General features: G+C 66.8%; 19 protein-coding genes and 1 pseudogene. 8 read left to right on the top strand and 12 right to left on the bottom strand.

The window, feature by feature from the left end:
• Nucleotides 1-181: 181 nt before the first annotated feature.
• Entirely contained in the window at nucleotides 182-457 is a 276-nt protein-coding gene (gene cspD, locus QMX82_RS13710; RefSeq protein WP_208690921.1) for a cold shock domain-containing protein CspD, read from the top strand.
• 2 nt (nucleotides 458-459) lie between these two features.
• On the opposite strand, the gene QMX82_RS13705 is transcribed toward cspD, so the two are convergent.
• On the bottom strand, nucleotides 460-780 hold the full coding sequence (locus QMX82_RS13705) for a SelT/SelW/SelH family protein (protein ID WP_208690920.1): 321 nt from the start codon (nucleotides 778-780) through the stop codon (nucleotides 460-462).
• A 71-nt stretch (nucleotides 781-851) separates the two neighbouring features.
• Between QMX82_RS13705 and QMX82_RS13700 the strand changes: the two genes are divergently transcribed.
• A complete protein-coding gene (locus QMX82_RS13700) occupies nucleotides 852-3,050 on the top strand; it encodes a patatin-like phospholipase family protein (RefSeq protein WP_282284452.1) in 2,199 nt (732 codons plus the stop codon).
• A 10-nt stretch (nucleotides 3,051-3,060) separates the two neighbouring features.
• Here the strand turns inward: QMX82_RS13700 and QMX82_RS13695 are convergent, their stop codons facing one another.
• The 3 genes from QMX82_RS13695 to recQ form a co-directional block, all read right to left on the bottom strand.
• Entirely contained in the window at nucleotides 3,061-5,250 is a 2,190-nt protein-coding gene (locus QMX82_RS13695) for a FimV/HubP family polar landmark protein (protein WP_282284450.1), read from the bottom strand.
• Nucleotides 5,251-5,489: 239 nt separating this feature from the next.
• Complete coding sequence (locus QMX82_RS13690; protein ID WP_007162293.1) at nucleotides 5,490-5,927, bottom strand: MarR family transcriptional regulator; 438 nt, start codon at nucleotides 5,925-5,927, stop codon at nucleotides 5,490-5,492.
• A 73-nt stretch (nucleotides 5,928-6,000) separates the two neighbouring features.
• Nucleotides 6,001-8,139, bottom strand: a complete 2,139-nt coding sequence (recQ, locus tag QMX82_RS13685; protein ID WP_282284444.1) for a DNA helicase RecQ — start codon at nucleotides 8,137-8,139, stop codon at nucleotides 6,001-6,003.
• 162 nt (nucleotides 8,140-8,301) lie between these two features.
• On the opposite strand from recQ, the gene QMX82_RS13680 reads away from it, so the two are divergent.
• A complete protein-coding gene (locus QMX82_RS13680; protein ID WP_158895048.1) occupies nucleotides 8,302-8,886 on the top strand; it encodes a UPF0149 family protein in 585 nt (194 codons plus the stop codon).
• 3 nt (nucleotides 8,887-8,889) lie between these two features.
• A complete protein-coding gene (locus QMX82_RS13675; RefSeq protein WP_133859233.1) occupies nucleotides 8,890-9,288 on the top strand; it encodes a YbaN family protein in 399 nt (132 codons plus the stop codon).
• 67 nt (nucleotides 9,289-9,355) lie between these two features.
• On the opposite strand, the gene QMX82_RS13670 is transcribed toward QMX82_RS13675, so the two are convergent.
• From QMX82_RS13670 to QMX82_RS13655, 5 genes and pseudogenes are all read right to left on the bottom strand, one after another.
• Entirely contained in the window at nucleotides 9,356-9,532 is a 177-nt protein-coding gene (locus QMX82_RS13670) for a hypothetical protein (protein ID WP_208690915.1), read from the bottom strand.
• A gap of 57 nt (nucleotides 9,533-9,589) precedes the next feature.
• The gene (locus QMX82_RS13665; protein WP_282284438.1) at nucleotides 9,590-10,201 is read right to left on the bottom strand and encodes a tRNA-uridine aminocarboxypropyltransferase; all 612 of its coding nucleotides are present in this window, start codon (nucleotides 10,199-10,201) and stop codon (nucleotides 9,590-9,592) included.
• Between the two features lie 60 nt (nucleotides 10,202-10,261).
• On the bottom strand, nucleotides 10,262-11,404 hold the full coding sequence (locus QMX82_RS13660) for a methyl-accepting chemotaxis protein (RefSeq protein WP_405046469.1): 1,143 nt from the start codon (nucleotides 11,402-11,404) through the stop codon (nucleotides 10,262-10,264).
• Nucleotides 11,405-11,497: 93 nt separating this feature from the next.
• A pseudogene (locus tag QMX82_RS26030) lies at nucleotides 11,498-11,827 on the bottom strand (PAS domain-containing protein); the annotation flags it as partial.
• 348 nt (nucleotides 11,828-12,175) lie between these two features.
• A complete protein-coding gene (locus QMX82_RS13655) occupies nucleotides 12,176-13,873 on the bottom strand; it encodes a dihydroxyacetone kinase family protein (protein ID WP_282284432.1) in 1,698 nt (565 codons plus the stop codon).
• A 213-nt stretch (nucleotides 13,874-14,086) separates the two neighbouring features.
• Between QMX82_RS13655 and msrP the strand changes: the two genes are divergently transcribed.
• Together msrP and msrQ are read left to right on the top strand one after the other, a co-directional pair.
• Nucleotides 14,087-15,097 carry a protein-methionine-sulfoxide reductase catalytic subunit MsrP gene (msrP, locus tag QMX82_RS13650; protein WP_208690911.1) on the top strand — a complete coding sequence of 337 codons (1,011 nt, stop codon included), beginning with the start codon at nucleotides 14,087-14,089 and terminating at the stop codon, nucleotides 15,095-15,097.
• A complete protein-coding gene (gene msrQ / locus QMX82_RS13645; RefSeq protein ID WP_282284429.1) occupies nucleotides 15,097-15,708 on the top strand; it encodes a protein-methionine-sulfoxide reductase heme-binding subunit MsrQ in 612 nt (203 codons plus the stop codon). Before msrP ends, msrQ begins: the two co-directional genes overlap by 1 nt.
• A gap of 165 nt (nucleotides 15,709-15,873) precedes the next feature.
• On the opposite strand, the gene QMX82_RS13640 is transcribed toward msrQ, so the two are convergent.
• A complete protein-coding gene (locus QMX82_RS13640) occupies nucleotides 15,874-16,473 on the bottom strand; it encodes an START domain-containing protein (RefSeq protein WP_208690909.1) in 600 nt (199 codons plus the stop codon).
• Nucleotides 16,474-16,523: 50 nt separating this feature from the next.
• Nucleotides 16,524-16,778 carry a YkgJ family cysteine cluster protein gene (locus tag QMX82_RS13635; RefSeq protein ID WP_027597778.1) on the bottom strand — a complete coding sequence of 85 codons (255 nt, stop codon included), beginning with the start codon at nucleotides 16,776-16,778 and terminating at the stop codon, nucleotides 16,524-16,526.
• A 186-nt stretch (nucleotides 16,779-16,964) separates the two neighbouring features.
• On the opposite strand from QMX82_RS13635, the gene QMX82_RS13630 reads away from it, so the two are divergent.
• Nucleotides 16,965-17,516: an exonuclease domain-containing protein gene (locus QMX82_RS13630; protein ID WP_208690908.1), complete on the top strand. Its 552-nt coding sequence runs from the start codon at nucleotides 16,965-16,967 to the stop codon at nucleotides 17,514-17,516.
• A gap of 82 nt (nucleotides 17,517-17,598) precedes the next feature.
• Complete coding sequence (gene ppnP / locus QMX82_RS13625; RefSeq protein ID WP_027597776.1) at nucleotides 17,599-17,880, top strand: pyrimidine/purine nucleoside phosphorylase; 282 nt, start codon at nucleotides 17,599-17,601, stop codon at nucleotides 17,878-17,880.
• Between the two features lie 108 nt (nucleotides 17,881-17,988).
• Here the strand turns inward: ppnP and QMX82_RS13620 are convergent.
• On the bottom strand, nucleotides 17,989-18,775 hold a 787-nt coding region (locus tag QMX82_RS13620; protein WP_282284421.1), incomplete at its 5' end, for a DUF3410 domain-containing protein.

Raw genomic sequence — 18,775 nt, 5'->3', positions numbered from 1 at the left:
AAGAGCTTGATCCACGTCTCAGCCGCCTAGTGCCTCGCCTTGACTAAGGCTGAAAGGGTGTTACAAACATCCTGTACCGACGAGGTACCAAGGGTTCCGTTGTAGTGGCATCTGTGTGGATTCACTGGAACTGTAGTCGAATGATACTCCAGGCTTGGAGTCCTTTGCAGAGGGAGCCGGTATGCTCAGTGGCAAGGTCAAATGGTTCAACAACGCCAAAGGATATGGCTTCATCGTTGCAGATAACAGTGATGAAGACCTATTCGCTCATTACTCGGCCATTCAGATGGACGGTTACCGCACGCTGAAGGCGGGCCAGGCGGTCAGCTTCAATATCGTTCAGGGTCCCAAGGGCCTGCACGCCGTCGAGATTCGCGCGGCCGAAGTGAGCGCACCCGCCGCTGCGCCGGCCACCAATGCCCTCGATGTGCGGGATACGGTCAGTACGGAAGCCTGATCTCACGCCCCTTCGGGGGCGCCATCTCCTTCTTCGCGCCGCTGTCCTTCGCTGTGCCCAAGATCGCGCTCCGGAAACAGCAGATTCCTGACCCGATTCTTCAGCGCTCGGGCATCGGGAAAGCCGCCATCCCTCTTCCGCTCCCAGAGCACCTCTCCGCCACAGGCGATCTCGAACACGCCCCCGGTTCCCGGTAGCAACGTCACCCCGCCCAGATCGGTACCAAAGGTACTGAGCAGCTCCTGGGCCAGCCAGCCCGAGCGCAGCAGCCATTGGCACTGGGTGCAGTAGTGGATGGTGATGATAGGTCTGGCGTTCGCCACGGTACACCTCGCAAGGCCTGGGCTCCCTATAATACGCAGCCCCCGTTCCCGTCCGCCATGTGGTCCGTCCTATGCGCCTGTTGCTGCTGGTAGCCTGCCTTCTCCTGTCCGCCCTGGCCTGGAGTGCCCCGCCGCCGAAGGTCGGCCTGGTGCTGTCCGGCGGTGCTGCCCGGGGGCTGGCGCATATCGGCGTGCTCAAGGCCCTGGAGGAACAGGGCATCCAGGTCGACGCCATCGCCGGCACCAGCATGGGCGCGGTGATCGGCGGCCTCTATGCCGCCGGCTACAGCGCCGAGGAACTGGAACGCATCGCGCTGGGCATGGACTGGGGCCAGGTACTGTCCGACCAGCCGCCACGCAAGGACGTGCCCTTCCGGCGCAAGCAGGATGACCGGGACTTCCTGATCAAGCAGAAGCTCAGCTTTCGGGATGACGGCACCCTGGGCCTGCCCATCGGGGTGATCCAGGGCCAGAACCTGGGGATGATGCTGGAAAAGCTGTTCGTGCATACCAGCGATACCCGGGACTTCAACCAGTTGGCCATCCCCTTCCGCGCCGTGGCCACGGACATCACCACCGGCGAGAAGGTGGTCTTCGATCATGGTCATCTGCCCCGAGCGATCCGCGCCAGCATGTCGATTCCGGCGGTGTTCGCGCCGGTGGAAATCGACGGTCGGCTGCTGGTGGATGGCGGCATGGTCGACAACATCCCCATCGACGTGGCGCGGGACATGGGCGCGCAGCGGGTGGTGGTGGTCGACATCGGCACTCCCCTGCTCAAGCGCCGGGACCTGACCACGGTGCTGGACGTACTCAATCAGTCCACCACCCTGATGACGCGCAACAATTCCCAGGCGCAGCTGGCGACCCTGGGCAAGCAGGACCTGCTGATCCAGCCGCCGCTGGCCAGCTATACCAGCGCCGACTTCAGCGAGGTCAGGGCGCTGATCGATGCCGGCTATCGGGCGACCATGGCCATGGCAAGCGAACTGGCGGTGTTGCGCAAGGACGCGAAAAGCGAGCGCTCCACGGCCGTGGCAGCGGCTCGCGCGCCCAGCAGCCGAACTCCGGTCATCGACGCCATCCGCATCGAGAACGACTCCAAGGTCGAAGACGAGGTCATTCGTCACTATATCCGCCAACGCCTGGGCGACCCCCTGAATGTCGAGCGGCTGCAGGACGACATGAGCACCCTCTATGGCCTGGACTATTTCGACCAGGTGGAATACCGCATCCGCCGGGACGGCCCTGGCGACAACGTGCTGGTGATCTATGCCCGCGGCAAGCGCAGCGGTACGGACTTCCTGCGGTTGGGCCTGAATCTGTCGGACGACCTGCGGGGCGACAGCGCCTTCAACTTCGGCGCCAGCTATCGCATCAATGGCCTCAATCGCCTCGGCGGCGAATGGCTGACCCGGGTACAGATCGGTGATCACCAGGAGCTCTACAGCGAGTTCTACCAACCTCTGGATGTCGGCTCACGCTACTTCATCGCACCCTACGTCGGCGGCGAGGCACGCAACATCGAGCAGCTGGAGCGCAATGACCCCATTGCCGAATACCGGCGCGAGCGCTATGGCTTCGGCCTCAACGTGGGTCGGCAGATCGGCAACAAGGCCGAGGTGCGCCTGGGTATCGGCCACGATTGGGGCAGTACCAAGGTGCATGTCGGACCGCGCGACACGCCGGAGGAATCCTTTACCGAGGGTTTCTACGAGTTGCGCTATTCGCTGGACGACCTGGACGACGTGAACTTCCCGCGGGAGGGCCAGGACCTGGCGTTAACGCTCAAGCAGTTCGATCCGAGCCTGGGCTCGGATTCACGCTACCGGCAGCTGGACCTGCACCTGAACAAGGCGCTCAGCTATGGCTACAACACCTTCGTACTGGGGGGCGGCCTGGGGCGCACCCTGTCGACGGACAGCGACACCAACGTGGTAACCAGCAGCTTCCTGCTGGGAGGTGCCTGGCAGCTCTCAGGCTATCGGCAGGATGCCCTGTCCGGCCAGAATTACGGCCTGGCGCGGCTGATCTACTACCACCAGCTCACGCAGCGCTCGCTGTTCCCGCTGGACACCCCGGTCTATCTGGGCGGCAGCCTGGAACAGGGACGCATCTGGAATCGGGATGACGACTACGACAGCGGCAACATCAGCGCGGCCAGCCTGTTCCTCGGACTGGACACGCCGCTGGGACCACTCAGGTTCACCTATGGTCTGAGCGACCAGGGCGAACACGCCTTCTACATCAACCTGGGCAACAGCTTCTGATCAGGCGTGATCAGGCGATGCGGGAGAGCAGGATCTCGGCCCGCTCGCGCTGGCTGTCGCTGCCTTCGCTGACTATTTCCTGCAGCAGCGAGGTGGCGTGCTGGACGTCACCCTGATCGAGACAGGCCTCGGCCTCGGCAAACCGCCGGGCAATGGCATCGGCCATGAAGTGCTCGTCGAGACTCAGGTCCAGCTCCATGACCGCCGGCAACTCGCCCAGACCTTCAGGGAAGTCGTCTTCCAAAGAGACCTCCAGGGCATCGACCTGCTTCCATCCGGAATCGGCATCCAGCTCTTCGGTCAGGGCAATGGCTTCATCGAGACTCAGATCCGCCAGATCCAGATCGTAGTGCTCTTCGGTCACCGGCGCAGATACCGCCGGCTCGGCGAACTGCAATTCCGCCGACCATTCGCTGGCCGGCGCATCGAAGGCGGGCAGGTCGAGGTCCAGATCGTCCTCCAGCAGGGGCTCCACCGGATCGGCGGACATCCCGGGAAACTGGGCGTGCAATACCGCGAGGCTCGCCGCCACGCCCCCCAGCGCCAGAAAACGCTGCTCGTGCTCCCTGAATGCCGGAGCCTCGCCCAGGGTGGCCAGCACCCGGAGCAGCAGCAACCGCAGATCCTGGCGCCGATCATCTTCGGCCAGGCCGCTTTCCAGCACTTCCCGCGCCTGGCCGTAGCGGCCATAGGCGATGTAGATCTCCGCACGACCGGCATGATCGTCGACCGGCGCCGGACTGGCGGCGACGGCTACGGGCTTGGTCCTGGACTTGGCAACCACCGGCTGGGTAGCGGCCAGCACCGGCTCGGGCAAGGGCTCGACCATTTCGACACGTTCGACGTCATCCGCGTCGGCGAAGACGACGTCTTCCGCCTGCCGCCGGCGCCACCAGAGCACACCGGCCAGGGCCAGCAGGGCCGCGCCACCCACCAACAACAGCGAGCGTAGTGACAACAGACCTTCATCGGTACTGCCCGCGGCAGGACTGGAGGCGACGGGCGCCGCCTGAGCGGCAGGACTTTCCGGTGCCGGCGGCGCGGGGGCGGGCGTCGGCGTGGCCAGGGCCACCGACCGCGCCTGCTTCAATTGCTGCTGCAGACCTTCACGGTCCTGCTGGAGCTGCTCGATCATCACCTCTTTCTGCGCCAACAGTGCGTCGTAACGCTCCTGCAGTTGAGTCAGCTGACCTTCCAGATCGCCGACCTGACGCCCGAGGTCCTGCGTCACCAGCAGGGGCTTGGTGTCTTCGGCAGAACTTCCGGCCGGCTGCGGCGCGGCTGCTGGCGGCGCCACTGATTCCGGTGCCGGCGCCGGCGCAGCGGCAGGTGCTGGCGTAGCAGGTGCGGGTGACAGGGCGGGCGCCGTGGCGACCGGTGCGGCGGGTACCGGGCTGGGCGCGGACGGCGTGGTCTTGGCCGCTACCGGCTGCCGCGGCGCAGGTTCGCTGACACCCACGGGCAGGCGCAGGCGCTGACCGGCCTTGAGTCGTCCGGGATCATTGTTGGCGAAGGACGCCGGATTGAGGGCGAACAGATCGGCCATGAGCTGCTCGGCCGATCGATTGGCCATTGGCCCCAGGCGCTTGGCGATGCTCCAGAGGGTGTCCCTGGGACGCGTCTGGTAGACGCCTTCCCCGGCGGCCAGGTCTGGCGAAGGCGCCAGCCCCTGACGCGGTGCAGCTACGGCCTGGCGGACCGCCGGATCAGCAGCCGGCGCGGCGGCGCGAGCGGATGCCGCCTGGACGCGCGCCGGGGCGGTACTGGCGACGCTGGTGGGCGCGCCACCACTGCGCGGCGGATCCACCAGCAGGGTGAACTCACGCAGCTGCTTGCCGCCCGGCTGTTCCAGCTGAACGATGAAGCCCAGATAGGGCTCGACCAGTGAGCGGCGTGAGGTCACCTCGACATAGCTGCCGGCCGCCGTGCGCAGGTGCGGGGTGAACTTCAGATCGTCGAGGAACTGGGTGCGATCCACGCCGGCCTGGGCAAAGGCCTCGTTCGCCGCCAGATGGATGCGGAAGTCCTCGGCACCGGCATCGCCGATGTTGACCAGTTCGATCCGCGCGCGCAGAGGTTCGTTGAGCGAAGACTGCAGGGTGATGCCCCCCAGGCCGAGCGCGAACGCCGCTTGAGGAAGAGGGGTCAGCGCGGCGGCCGACAGAAGAACAAAGGCAAGGGGACGGCGTTTCGCGACCATGGATACCGCTGCGTCAGGTATTCGAGGAAACCGGAGTTTTAGCGCGGTGGCTCACAAAAATCGCCTCCGCTACGCTGGAACGTAGCATCGATACCGACAGACGGCAAACCGATGGCCCCGCGCGCGACAAAGCGGCCGGGGGTGGCGTCTGGCGCCAGCAGCGATGCCAGACGCTCCGGCCAGATCCGACCCCGGGGCTGGGCGGAGGCACCCGGGCGACGCCAGCCGCCAGACGGCGGTCAGCCGCGCTCGAGATTGGCCAGGACGCGCTGATGCACCTGCTGGCAGATGGCGATCTCCTCATCGTCGAGGCCGCTGAGCAATTCCTTGCGCAGGGCTTCGGCGATGGTCTCGATCTTCTCGATCAGCGGACCGGCTTCCTGGGTCAGCATGATGCGCTTGGCGCGACGGTCCTCGGTGACCGCCAGACGCTTGACCAGGCCCTGCTTTTCCAGGCCGTCCAGCAGCCGTGCCAGGGTCGGCCCCTCGATGCTGATGCTCTGGGCAAGCTCACGCTGGGTGGGCTGGACACCCTTCATCCGGGCCAGGTTCAGCAACACCTGCCAGCGCGCCTGAGACAGCCCCAGGTGGCTCAGGCGCCGGTCTAGCTCGGCGCGCCAGGCACGGGAGACGTGGAAGATCTGGCGGCCAAACAGGTGTGGATCGGTAGGGGTCATTCAGGCTAAACCTTGTACTTGGATTTTCTCATTATTCTGGTTACAGGCATGGTGGGGCAACCGCCGCGCCTCGCTAGTCCGCCAATTCCGCCTGCAGAGCTGCCCGCACACAGTACAGCGCGCCACCCGCCACCCGCCCCTCGAAGCGCGCGGCGACATGGGCTACCGGCGGCAGCTCGCCCTCGTCTTCGAGGAAGGCATCCTGGATTTCCGCCAGCAGATCCTCCGGCAGGTCAAGGGCCTGTTCCAGGGCGATCTGCTGCCCGGCGATGGCTTCGGCCAATAGTGCATAGACATTCTTTTCCGAGCAATTGAGCTGCCGCGCAGCCTGCTCGGGCGTCATGCCGGCGCGTACCAGCGTCAGCACCTCGTGGCGCACGTCAGCGACCGGAGGCGGCGCGGCGTCGCCGTCATTGAGGACGTCGAGGAAAGCCTGGCCATAACGCTCCAGCTTGCGTGCGCCCACGCCGCTGACGCGGCTCATCTCGTCCAGCGAGCGCGGCTGGCTGCGCAGCATCTCCAGCAGGGTGGCGTCGGGGAAGATCACATAGGGCGGCACCGAATGCTCTTCGGCCAGCTTGCGTCTCAGGGTGCGCAAGACCTCCCAGAGTTCGCGCTCGTCGGCGCGCACCAGCTGGCTGGCGGCACTGGCCGAGCCGCTGCCACCGCTGCCCCGGCCACGCTGGGGCTTGGGGTCACGGCGCAATTCGATGCGCACCTCGCCGCGCAGCAGCGGCCGGCAACTTTCGGTCAGGCGCAAGCCGCCATAGCCGTCGACGTCCACCTCGGCCAGGCCGCGGGCCACTAGCTGGCGGAACAGGGTGCGCCACTCGTCTTCGCCACGGGCCTTGCCCAGGCCGAACACGGCCAGCCGCTGGTGGCCGAGGCTGGTGATCTTTTCGGTCTCGCGACCGAGCAGGATGTCGACCAGGTGCCCTACTCCATAGCGCTGACCGCTGCGGTAGATGGCCGACAACGCCTGGCGCGCCGGCTCGGTGGCATCCCAGGTCTCGACGGTGTCGATGCAGTTGTCGCAATGGCCACAGGGCTGGGGCAGGTGCTCGTCGAAATAGGCCAGCAGCACCTGGCGCCGGCAACGGGTTTCCTCGCACAGCGCCAGCATGGCTTCGAGCTTGTGCCGCTCGATGCGCTTGTGACGCTCGTCGCCCTCGGAGCTCTGCATCATCTGCCGCAGCAGCAGCACGTCCTGCAGGCCGTAGGCCATCCAGGCGTCAGCGGGCAGGCCATCGCGACCGGCCCGGCCGGTTTCCTGGTAGTAGGCTTCCAGACTCTTGGGCAGATCGAGGTGGGCGACAAAGCGCACGTTGGGCTTGTCGATGCCCATGCCGAAGGCGATGGTGGCGACCATGATCAGCCCTTCCTCGTTGAGGAAACGTTTCTGGTTGGCGGCGCGCACGTCGTTGGGCAGGCCGGCGTGATAGGGCAAGGCGGGGAAGCCCTGACTGCTGAGCTGCTCGGCCACCTCCTCCACCTTCTTGCGCGACATGCAGTAGACGATACCGGCATCGCCGCGACGCTCGGCAAGAAAGGCCAGCAGCTGCTTGCGCGGCGCTTCCTTGGGCACGATGCGGTAGAAGATGTTGGGACGATCGAAGCTGGACAGAAAGCGCTCGGCCTCTTCCAGATGCAGGCGGCTGGCCATCTCTTCGCGGGTGCGGGAATCCGCGGTGGCGGTGAGCGCCAGGCGCGGCACGTCGGGGAAGTGTTCGGCCAGTTGGCCGAGCTGCATGTATTCCGGACGGAAGTCATGGCCCCACTGGGACACGCAATGGGCTTCGTCGATGGCGAACAGGGCGATCGGCAGGCGCTTGAGAAAGTCCAGCATGCGCGGCTGGACCAGGCGCTCGGGTGCGAGGTAGAGCAGCTTGATCTCGCCACGCTCCAGCTGCGCGGCGACGGATCTCTGCTGCTCGCCGGTCATGGTGGAGTTGAGCGCGGTCGCCGACACACCCAGTTCCAGCAGGGTGGCGACCTGGTCGTCCATCAGCGCGATCAGGGGCGAGACCACCACGGCGACGCCCGGCCGCAGAAGCGCCGGCACCTGGTAGCACAGGGACTTGCCGCCGCCCGTAGGCATCAGCACCAGCGCATCGCCACCGCTGGCCACACGCTCGATGATCCGGGCCTGGTTGCCACGGAACGCGTCGTAGCCAAAGACGTCTTTAAGGATGCGCAGCGCGGGTTCTGACATGAAGCCTCCTCGAATGGAAAGGCCATTATACGGATGCCGGGGTCGCTGCGGCGGTGCTTTTCCGTCGGCCGGCCCCAGGCCGTCGGGTTCGACGTGACTCGGGCGCTCGTCTACAATTCCGGCCGTTCTGCCCTTTCGAATCCTTTCCGAGGTAAGTAGCCGATGTCCTTCGCCGAACAATTGACCCGTCTGCGCGATTTTCTCGATGCAGACGATCTGCACGAAGAAGCGCTCGACTACGTAGCCGCCCATGGCTACCTGACCGCCCTGTCCATCTGCCCGGAAGAGGTTCCTGAACGCGAGTGGATCGACGCGCTCTTCGCCGAGCCGCCGCAGTATCGCGATGCCGCCCAGCAGGAAGAGATCGAGCGCTCCCTGGTGCAGCTCAAGGCGCATATCCTGCGCGTGCTGGGCAGCGACGAAGAGCTGGATCTGCCGTGCGACCTGGAGCTCGGTCCGGAGCCGGACGATTCCGAGTTGCGCGGCTGGTGCATCGGTTTCATGGAAGGGGTTTTCCTGCGCGAAGCCGTATGGTTCGAAGACGCCGAAGACGAAGTCAGCGAGCTGCTGCTGCCGATCATGGTCGGTTCGGGCCTGTTCGATGAGCAGCCGGAGTTCGCCGAGATCGCCCAGGACCGCCGCCTGGTTGCCGACATGATGGTGCAGATTCCGGAATTGCTGACCCAGCTGTTCCTGCTCTGCCATTCCCCCGAAGAAAAGCCGGCGCTGCTCAAGCCGCGTCACTGAGCGATGGACGAGGCCACTCCGAGACCCCGCCAGCGCAAGGGCTGGGTCCGCTACCTGCTGCTGGGCATCGGCTGGCTGAGCGTGGCCCTGGGCATCATCGGCGCCTTTCTGCCGCTGCTGCCCACCACGCCCTTCCTGCTGCTGGCCGCGGCCTGTTTCATGCGCAGTTCGGAGCGGTTCTACCTGTGGCTGATCAACCACCGATGGCTGGGCCCCTGGGTCAAACCCTATCTGGAAGGCGACGGCATCCCGCTCAAGGGCAAGGTCTACGCCATCGTCGCCATGTGGATCAGCGTGGGATTTTCCTGCTGGCTGGTGCCCTATGTCTGGGCCCGGGTGGCGGCTTTCACCAGTTGCGCGGCGGTGACGGTCTACCTGCTCAGGCAGAAGACCCGGCGCTAGCCACTGTCAGGCACGAAAAAGGGCGATCAGCAATGATCGCCCTTTTTCATGGGTGCCGCTGGCGGCGTCAGGCGGCCCTGGCCATGGGGGTCGGGGGCGCCTGATCGGGGACGGTGGGCTCGCCCGGCTCGCTGGGCTGGATGGGAGCCGGATCAGGCTGATCGGGTTCACCGCCCGCGCGGGGCTGGACCAGGGCGGTAAGGCTGGCAAATTCACTGTGCTGGCGGATCGGGAAGCGGGACATGGGGTGACTCCTCTGCTGACTCCCTAGGTAGAGTCGTCCGACCGCGGGGTAATTCCCTCAATCGCCTGGCGCTGCCCGGCCATGATTGCGAGCAAAGGTTTCCGGTCCCATGGCGGCGATCTGGCCGTCGATTAGCGCCTCGAAAGGCGCCAGCAAGGCGTCGAAGCGGCGCGGAGCCTCCAGTGCATTCAACGCCGCGACCACGGCCTCCACGGTCGACAGCGCAGCCGCCGCCGGCGCCTTGCGTACCCGGTAACGCGACGGCGCCCCGGGCGGCAGGGTGAGCCTGGGCAAGGCCGCCAACAACGGATTGGCATGCAGCAGCAGGCGTGCCTTGCGCCAGGTGCCGTCGGGAATCACCAGCAGCCGTCGCGACTCGCTCACGGCGGCGGGCGGCAGCAGATCCACCCGCATCGCCTCGGGCCCGGGAAACAGCAGCCAGGCGTCATGGCCGGCGAGCCAGAGCGGCAATTCGGCGAAGGTCTCGCCGATTTCGAGGCGTACATTGCTGAGTCCCAGCGCGGCCAGGCGTGCCGTGTTGAGTGGGTGACGGCGCTCACTGGGATGCTGCAGCAACAGCACCCGCGTGCGACTGGCCAGCGAGGGGATCAGCGCGCACAGGCACAACGGCAGGGGCCGCTGACAGCGCGCGCAGGCGGGACGGGACATCGGCACTTCCGGAGCGAATCGGGGCGGCGATCATACCGGATCACCGCCGCCCTCCCCGACTCAGCGATTGAAGCGGGCGGTGAGGTCGTGCAGATAGTCGGCCATGCCTTCCAGTTCACGACTCAGTTCCGAGCCGCGACGGGCCTGGGCCGAGCTGTGATCGGAGAGATCGGCGATACGGCTGATCTGCCGGTTGATGTCTTCGGAGACGTGGCTCTGCTCTTCCACCGCGGTGGCCATTTGCTGGCTCATGGCGGTGATCAGGCTGACCGATTCGCTGATGCCCTCCAAAGACTCGCGTACCGCCGCCGAATGACGTTCGCTCTGGCGCGAGGTCTCTTCGCCGCGACTGGCGGTGGCCACGGCGCGGTCGGCATTGGCCTGCAGGTTGGCGATGATCTGGTGGATCTGCTCGGTGGATTCACGGGTACGCGAGGCCAGCGAGCGGACCTCGTCGGCTACCACGGCGAAGCCGCGACCGGCCTCACCGGCACGGGCGGCCTCGATGGCGGCGTTGAGCGCCAGCAGGTTGGTCTGCTCGGCAATGGCGGTAATCACATCGGCGACGCTGCCGATGCTCTGGGTCGAACTGGCCAGTTCGCCCACGGCCTGGCCGATGTCGCTGACCGCCGCACCGAGTTCGCGCATGGACGTCAGGCTCTCTTCGGCCTTGTCACGCCCGGAGTGCACCAGGCTCTCGGCGTTGGCCGCCGCCTGAGCGGTCTCCTGGACGTTCTGCGAGACCTCGTGGATGGTGGAGGTCATCTGGGTGATGGCCGCGGCGGACTGGTCGGTCTCGTGGCGCTGCTGATCCAGCAATTCGGCTTCGGACTGGGCGAGCTGGGAGGATTCGCGCGCCTTGACGCGCACGCTGTCGCCCACGTCGGCCAGCCGGGTCAGGGCCGTCTGCAGGCGCGCCGCTTCGCTGTGCAGCGCCAGATCCAGGCGTGCCGGAGCACCGCACTGGTCGCTGTAGGTCGGGGCCACCACGGCACTGGAAAACATCTTCGGATGATCGGCGAGGATGCGCTCGATGCTGGCGCGCTGACGGTAGAGCTGATGGCCGCTGATACCCAGCAGCGCCGCGACGATGAGCACCGCCTGAGTCGTGTCGTCGAGCAGGAAGTGGCCGCTCAGGATCACCCCGGTGGCCGCCACCGTCGACCAGCAGGCGGCGATGGCGCTGCCCAGCCGGCGAGTCATGGGCACGGGGGCCTTGCCGGCATTGATGCGGGCATAGAGCTCGCCGGCGCGACGGACTTCGCTGGCGCTGGGCAGCGACCGCACGGATTCGTAGCCGATCACCCGGCCCTGTTCGAGGATCGGGGTGACATAGGCGCTCACCCAGTAGAAATCGCCGTTCTTGCAGCGATTCTTGACGATGCCCATCCACGGCTTGCCTTCCTTGAGGGTCGCCCACATGTGGCCGAACACCGGTGGCGGCATGTCGGGATGACGCACCAGATTGTGCGGACTGCCGATCAGCTCCTCCCTTGTATAGCCACTGATGGCAATGAAGGCCTCGTTGCAGTAGGTGATGTTCCCCTGCAGATCAGTGGTGGAGATGAGTCGTTCCTCTTGCTTGAAGGTACGGCCTTGCTGGGTGACCGGCAAATTCGTGCGCATGCGGGTGCCTTATCTAGCGGGTTATCTACTCCGTGCGACATCAACCAGTTCAATGGTGGCCAACTGCCGGCACAGGCGCCAACGGTAACCATTTGGTTATCGTCATACTAACTATCGGCATGTTGCATCTGGGCTTAAGGATGCTCTGAAATGTTTTGATAAGCGGTTCGCTCAGGCCCCTGGATGACCCGCGGCCAGGCGAGGCACGCGGCTTTTCACGAGGGGGTCCAGGGCCTGACCGGATAGCGCAGCTGGCCGAGCGCCTAGGTAGCTCTGGACTGCGTGTCGACCTTCCTGAGCGCCCTGGCTGTCCCGATCGCCACGCGACCCGCCAGGGCGATAAATGGCCTAGCCGGTGATCACGGGCTCCAGGGCCTCCAGCCAACAGACCACCGCTACGGCACCGCCATCGGGAATGCCGCGGGCGCGTTCGCCCAGGTAGCTGGCGCGGCCCTGGGCCGGCAGCATCTCGGCGGTGGCCTCGGCGCCCTGGCGGGCGGCGGCGAGCGCCGCGGCAAAGGCCTGCGTCAGGTTGGCGCCCGCCTGGGCACCGGCCAGCAGGGCATCCGCGGCCGGGCGCAAGGCATCGAGCATGGTGCGCTGGCCCGGCTGGGCGCCACCCAGTTCGGCCAGGGCCTGGACGCCACCATCCATAGCCTGAGCCCATTGGGCCAGCGTGGGTCGCTCCACCCCGTCCAGCACCTGGGCGGCGCGGATCAGGGCGCAGGCGTAGAAGGGACCAGAGCTGCCACCGATGGCCCGGCGCAGTGCCTGACCCGTGGCTGCCAGGGCGCTGGTCGGGGTGTACCAGGCACTGGCGGGCAAGGCGCGCATGGCTTCAGCGCCACGGGCCAGGCTGGTGCCCAGGTCGCCGTCCCCGGCGCGACTGTCCAGATCGGTGAGGCGGGCTTCGTTGGCCAGCAGGCTGGCGACGATCGCAGCGGCCCCCGCCTGCAGAGGCTCTGCCAGGGGACCGGGGGTATGAGGAGTAGTTTCGGCTGCTGCCGCGGGTGCGGGCAGCAGGGTGGGCGCCGCCGGGACCCGGCCGTCACCCGGCCAGGCCCGCGCCCGGGTCGGCGCATCGAGCAGCGCCAGGCGCGCCTCGTCTACCGGCAGCAGCGACAGCGAACAGCCGGGCATGTCCAGGGCGCTGAGGAAGGTACCGGTCCAGGCGCGTTCCACCACCAGGCCCCGCTGGCGTAACTGGCTCAGCGCCGCCCGCGCCATCAGGGCGAGTTCCAGCGGCGGCGTCGCGCCCAGGCCATTGACCAGCAGCGCCAGGCGCGTGCCGGCGGGATAGCCGCCGTCTTCAATGAGAGTATCCAGCAGCCGCGCCACGGTGCCGTCGGCGCCCAGTCGGGGACCGCGCTCGACGCCCTGCTCACCGTGGATGCCGAGGCCCCATTCCACTTCGTCGTCCGCCAATTGGAAACCCGGGTGCCCCACCGCCGGCACCGTGCAGGCACCCAGGGCGACACCCATGCTGCGCAATTCGGCACTCGCGGCGCGGGCCAGCGCAGCTACCTCGGCCAGGGGGCGCCCGGCGGCGGCCGCTGCGCCCGCGAGCTTGTGGATCAGCACGGTGCCCGCGATGCCCCGGCGCCTTTCCGGCGCCACGGTGTGCCGCAGAGCCGCATCGTCCGCCACCAGCACCGTCTCGACCGGAATGCCTTCGCTGCGCGCCAGTTCGGCGGCCAGACCGAAGTTGAGACGGTCGCCGGTGTAGTTCTTGACCACCAGCAGGGCGCCCGCGGGACCGGCGGCCGCCCGGATGGCGGCCAGCACGGCATCGACGCTGGGCGAGGTGAAGACGTCTCCCGCCACCGCGGCGGTCAGCATGCCCTCGCCCACATAGCCGGTATGGGCCGGTTCGTGGCCGCTGCCGCCGCCGGAAATCACCGCCACCGGGCGATCTCCCGTAGCGGCCAGGGGCTGGCGCAGGATGACCTGCTCCTCGGCCAGCAGGGCCAGGCCGGGATCCAGGCTGACGAGACCTTCGAGCAGTTCGCGAACCACCGCGGTGGGGCTATTGATCAGCTTCTTCATCGGGGACTCCTGAGGGCGAGAGGTCGCCGCAGTATGGCACGGGGTCCCACGGCTCCCTGACCGCGCCCTGAACGCTTCACTCGGCCAGGCGCACCGGTCTTCCGCCGGACCGGGGCGGCAGGCTATCGTGGGCCCTGGAAGCTTTTCACGACCGGGATGTCTCACGCTGTTAGCCAGCCGCTCTCCTGCGAGCGCACCCCACCGAGGTCCGTCATGCCGATCAAGATCGTTCCGCGCTCTGCCTGCCTGGGGTCGGAGATCACCCCCGAAGCCGTCTACCTGTCCCGGCGCCAGTTGCTCGGTGCCAGCGGCGCCCTGCTCGCCGGCGCCGCCCTGCCCGGCTGGGCGCTGGCGGCCGCTTCCAGCTATGGCGACGTCGAAGCCGCCAAGGGCCCGGACTGGTTCGAAGGCAAGCTGCCCGCTACCCGCTGGCAGGCGGCCACGGTCAAGGGCGAGGACATCACGCCCTTCAAGGACGCTACCCACTACAACAACTTCTATGAATTCGGGCCGGACAAGAGTGATCCCGCGGCCCATGCCGCGCAGCTGCCCACCCAGCCCTGGAGCGTGGTGGTCGATGGCGAAGTGGGCAAACCCGGCACCTACGGCCTGGAAGACCTCTTCGGTCCCGACACCTTGGAAGAGCGCATCTACCGCATGAGGTGCGTCGAGGCCTGGTCCATGGTCATCCCCTGGCTGGGCTTTCCGCTGGCCAGCCTGCTCAAGCGGGTCGAACCCACCGGCAAGGCGCGCTATGTGAAGTTCGAGACGCTCAAGGACCCGAAGCACATGCCCGGCATGAATTCCAGCTTCGCCCTGCTGGACTGGCCCTATGTGGAAGGCCTGCGCCTGGATGAAGCCATGCATCCGCTGACGCTGATGACGGTGGGCATGTACGGTCGGGTGCTGCCCAACCAGAACGGCGCGCCGCTGCGGCTGATTGTGCCCTGGAAGTACGGCTTCAAGGGCATCAAGTCCATCGTCCGCATCAGCCTGGTGGCCGAGCAGCCACGCACCACCTGGCAGGGCATGGCGCCCAACGAGTACGGCTTCTATGCCAACGTCAATCCGGAAGTGGACCACCCGCGCTGGAGTCAGGCTCGTGAACGTCGCCTGCCCAGCGGCCTGTTCAGCCCCAACGTGCGGCCGACGCTGATGTTCAACGGCTATGGCGAGGAAGTGGCTTCGCTCTACGCCGGTATGGATCTGCGGAGAAACTACTGATGGGATTGCTGCTCTGGCGGGTCGCGGTGTTCGTCGCCGCACTCAGCCCGCCGCTGTGGTGGCTGTACCAGGCCTGGATCTTCGCCCTCGGCCCGGACCCGGGCAAGGCGCTGGTGGACAAGCTGGGGACCGGCGCCCTGGTGCTGCTGCTGCTGACGCTGAGTCTGACCCCGCTGTCGCGCCTCACCCGCTGGAAGCTCTGGCCGGTGATCCGCCGTCAGCTCGGCCTCTGGACCTTCACCTATGCCCTGCTGCACTTCCTCGGCTACCTGGCCTTCGTGCTGGGCTTCGACCTGTCGCAACTGGGGGTGGAATTACAGCGCCGCCCTTACATCATCGTGGGTGCCGCCGCGCTGCTGATCCTGTTGACCCTGGCCGTCACTTCCAACCGCCCCGCCATGCGCCGCCTGGGCAAGCGCTGGAAGGAGCTGCATCGACTGGCCTACCTGGTGCTGGGCCTGGGGCTGCTGCACTACCTCTGGATCGTGCGCTCGGACCTGGAAGAATGGGCACTCTACGCCGCCATCGGCGCCGCCCTGCTGGCCTTCCGCCTGGTAGATGGCTGGCGTCGAAAAAGACGCAGTCGGGCAGCAACCGTCCCTGCTCGCTGATTACCACCGCCCAGGCAGAGGGGTTGATCCCTCATGGGCAAGTTTGTAGGGGTGGTATTAAAAACAGCTGTCGAGGTATGCGGGTGGACCGCCACGGCTTGGCAGAGGGGTAGCATTGAACGGGCCTGGCGCCAGTGCGCCAGGCCGTTGCCCGAGGGCGGTCGCTCAGCGCTGCGCGGCCTGGCGCAGGCCCTTCAGGGTGTTGAGCGGCGCATCCACCACGAAGCTGTTGGCCAGCCAGGACGGCACGCTGCCGCCCGGTTCGCTCTGGGCCTCGTAGGTCACTTCCGAGCCGCCGTTCTTCGGTACCACCCGCCACTGGCCCTGGAAGCTGGCAACCCGTATGTAGCCGTCGGCGGCGGGACGATAGTCCGGCTGGCCTTCGAGGGTGCGGGTGAAGCCGCCATCGGGAGTCTTCTGCTCGGTGATGTGCAGCACCACGTCACGGGCGGTCACCGGCCAGGGCATGTCGATGCGCATGTAGGTCCAGGCCTGGTTGTCCTGACGCTTGAGCACCTGCAGCGACTGGCAGCGGAAGATCCATTTGCAGGAACCCAGGGGATCGTCCTGCAGCTTGGCGATGGTGGCCGGATCGGCCTTGATCTGGACCACGCCGCGGTAGGCCTTGTACTTGGAGCCGGCGACGGCCCGGGTATAGACCTGGATGCCATCTTCCTGCTTGGCGAGTTGCCAGTCCTCGGCCTGGGCCAGGCCGGTGGCTGCGAGCAGGGTCAGGGCGAGGATGGAGCGAAGCGGCTTGTGCATGGGACGTCCCTTGTTGTTGTGGTTGTCGGAGAGCGCAATTCAAAACCGGATCAGGCGGCGGTTTCACCTTCGAGGCGCAGCAGGATGGCCATCGCCTCGGCGCTGCTGGTGCCGCAGAACGCCAGCTCGGCCTGGAAACCGCCGCACACCGCCGGGCGCAGCGGCGAACCGAACAGGTCGCAGCGGTTGGTGCTGTCCAGGTGGGCGCAGCGCACCCCGGAGGGCTTGCCCTGGGGCATGCGTGGCAGCGGTGAGGAGATCGAGGGCGCGATGCAACAGGCGCCACAACCCGGACGGCACTCCATGGGTGAAACTCGCAGATAGAGAGGCTTCAAGCTTAAGAGCTAGGCCTGGGCCTCACAAGCGAATCGTGACCAGATGTCGCTATCGAGTCATGAATGTAACATTCATTCGCACCTCGCCACGCAACCCCGCGGCCTTTCCATCGTCTTATCTGCGATGAGCGAGGCGGCTGGCCCGAGGGCGTGACGATGAAGCATTGGCTGGTGCTGGACCTGGAAGCGACCACCGACGAAGGCGGCTGGCCGCTGGAGCTGATGGAGATCATCGAGATCGGCGCGGTCATGGTGGATGCCGCAGGCCAGGAGCTCGATCGCTATCAGAGTTTCGTCCAGCCCCGGCGGCTGCCGCTGCTGACGCCCTTCTGCCGCGACCTGACCCATATCAGCCAGGCCGATGTCGATGGCGCCGAACCCCTGCAAAGCACCTGGCCGACGTTCGAGGCCTGGCTGGGCGCCTATGAGACCACTCTCGCCGGCTGGTGCAGCTGGGGCGATTTCGACCGCCGTCTGCTGGAGCGGGCCTGGCGCGAATACGATCTGCACACCCACCTCGCCCGGGTCCCGCATCGCAATCTAAAGCAGGCCTTCGCCAAGGCCCGTGGTCTGGCGCGTCCGCTGGGTCTCACCGCCGCCCTGGAATCGGCGGGACTGGCCTTTACCGGGGTGCTGCACCGCGCCGAGACCGACGCGCGCAACACCGCCAAGCTGATCCCCGCCAGCCTGCCGGCCCTCGTGCGCTAGCCGCGTCTGGAGCGGTGACAGTGGGCCTCGGCCTTGGGCATACTCGCCGACGGTCCCAACCGCTCTCGTACAAGGAAATCCGATGTTCAAGGTCAACGAATACTTCGACGGCACCGTCAAATCCATCGCCTTCAGCCTCAAGTCCAAGCCTGCCACCCTGGGCGTCATGGCTCCCGGCGAATACGAATTCGGTACCAGCCAGCTGGAAGTCATGCACGTGGTGGCCGGCGCCCTGACCGTCAAGCTGCCGGGCAGCGAGACCTGGGAAACCTTCGCCGCGGGCAGCCAGTTCACCGTGCCGGCCAACGCCAAGTTCCAGCTCAAGGTCGCGGAAGACACCGCCTATCTCTGCGAATACCACTAAGCTCGGGGGGCCGTACGGCTCCCTCGTCTTGGGCTCCGTCATTCGGCCGCGCGGGCCGGGTGGCGGGAGTCCGTTGTCCCGCCTGAACGCTTCCGCTTCGCCTCGGTCCTAAGCGACACCGCCGCTTTCGGAGTCGTCGCCATGTCGCCAGCTGCAGCCCAGGGCCCTCGCCAGGCGAGCCACGCCCGTCCCTTCGAGCACCAGCCCCGGAATCTCCCGACGCATGGGATAGCCCTTGCGCAGGGCGTCGAACGCCTGGGCCCGCGCCAGGCCCGGCAAGGCGAGGGTCGCGCGTAGCGCCGCATCGTCGTCGCGCGGGTCATAGACCGCACGACAGACGCGCCTGAAGGCCGTCGCCTCGGGCGTATCCGCACCAAACACCAGGCGCTCCAGCTGCTGCGGCGGCAACAGGTCGCTCAAACCCAGCCTCGGTGTTTCCCCGGTCCAGGCGCAGAAGGCCGCGTAGATCTGCGCCGTGCCGCGCCATTTGCCTTCCAGGCTGTGCCCGGCGATATGGGGCGTCACCAGCTGACAGAGACGGGCCAATTCAGGATCGATACCCGGCTCGCCTTCCCAGACATCCAGGGCCACCGCCAGCTCGGCGCCACCAGCCAGATGGGCACACAGCGCGGCGTTGTCGACTACCTCGCCCCGGCAGGCATTGAGCAGCCAGCTGCCCGGACGCAACCTCGCCAGGCGCGTCGCCTCGAACAGGTGCAGGGTGCGCTGCTCGCCATCACGGATCAGCGGGGTATGCAGACAGAGCACGTCGCAGCGCTCCAGTAACTCGTCCAGGCTGTGGAAGTCGCCCTGCTCGGTCGCCTGACGGGGTGGATCGCAGACCAGCACCGTCCAGCCCAGTCCGCGCAGCGCCTCGGCCAGGCGGCCCCCGACC

Source organism: Pseudomonas sp. PS02302, assembly GCF_029959585.1.
Lineage (GTDB): Bacteria > Pseudomonadota > Gammaproteobacteria > Pseudomonadales > Pseudomonadaceae > Chryseomonas > Chryseomonas aestiva.
Note: the sequence above shows the minus strand (reverse complement) of the source record. Positions and strands in the feature narration are given on the sequence as shown.

Excerpts from the sequence above, each read along its gene's own strand:
- cspD (WP_208690921.1), top strand. The coding sequence starts at position 182 with ATGCTCAGTGGCAAGGTCAAATGGTTCAACAACGCCAAAGGATATGGC.
- QMX82_RS13700 (WP_282284452.1), top strand. The coding sequence starts at position 852 with ATGCGCCTGTTGCTGCTGGTAGCCTGCCTTCTCCTGTCCGCCCTGGCC.
- QMX82_RS13695 (WP_282284450.1), bottom strand. The coding sequence starts at position 5,250 with ATGGTCGCGAAACGCCGTCCCCTTGCCTTTGTTCTTCTGTCGGCCGCC.
- QMX82_RS13690 (WP_007162293.1), bottom strand. The coding sequence starts at position 5,927 with ATGACCCCTACCGATCCACACCTGTTTGGCCGCCAGATCTTCCACGTC.
- recQ (WP_282284444.1), bottom strand. The coding sequence starts at position 8,139 with ATGTCAGAACCCGCGCTGCGCATCCTTAAAGACGTCTTTGGCTACGAC.
- QMX82_RS13680 (WP_158895048.1), top strand. The coding sequence starts at position 8,302 with ATGTCCTTCGCCGAACAATTGACCCGTCTGCGCGATTTTCTCGATGCA.
- QMX82_RS13675 (WP_133859233.1), top strand. The coding sequence starts at position 8,890 with ATGGACGAGGCCACTCCGAGACCCCGCCAGCGCAAGGGCTGGGTCCGC.
- QMX82_RS13670 (WP_208690915.1), bottom strand. The coding sequence starts at position 9,532 with ATGTCCCGCTTCCCGATCCGCCAGCACAGTGAATTTGCCAGCCTTACC.
- QMX82_RS13665 (WP_282284438.1), bottom strand. The coding sequence starts at position 10,201 with ATGTCCCGTCCCGCCTGCGCGCGCTGTCAGCGGCCCCTGCCGTTGTGC.
- QMX82_RS13660 (WP_405046469.1), bottom strand. The coding sequence starts at position 11,404 with ATGACTCGCCGGCTGGGCAGCGCCATCGCCGCCTGCTGGTCGACGGTG.
- QMX82_RS13655 (WP_282284432.1), bottom strand. The coding sequence starts at position 13,873 with ATGAAGAAGCTGATCAATAGCCCCACCGCGGTGGTTCGCGAACTGCTC.
- msrP (WP_208690911.1), top strand. The coding sequence starts at position 14,087 with ATGCCGATCAAGATCGTTCCGCGCTCTGCCTGCCTGGGGTCGGAGATC.
- msrQ (WP_282284429.1), top strand. The coding sequence starts at position 15,097 with ATGGGATTGCTGCTCTGGCGGGTCGCGGTGTTCGTCGCCGCACTCAGC.
- QMX82_RS13640 (WP_208690909.1), bottom strand. The coding sequence starts at position 16,473 with ATGCACAAGCCGCTTCGCTCCATCCTCGCCCTGACCCTGCTCGCAGCC.
- QMX82_RS13635 (WP_027597778.1), bottom strand. The coding sequence starts at position 16,778 with ATGGAGTGCCGTCCGGGTTGTGGCGCCTGTTGCATCGCGCCCTCGATC.
- QMX82_RS13630 (WP_208690908.1), top strand. The coding sequence starts at position 16,965 with ATGAAGCATTGGCTGGTGCTGGACCTGGAAGCGACCACCGACGAAGGC.
- ppnP (WP_027597776.1), top strand. The coding sequence starts at position 17,599 with ATGTTCAAGGTCAACGAATACTTCGACGGCACCGTCAAATCCATCGCC.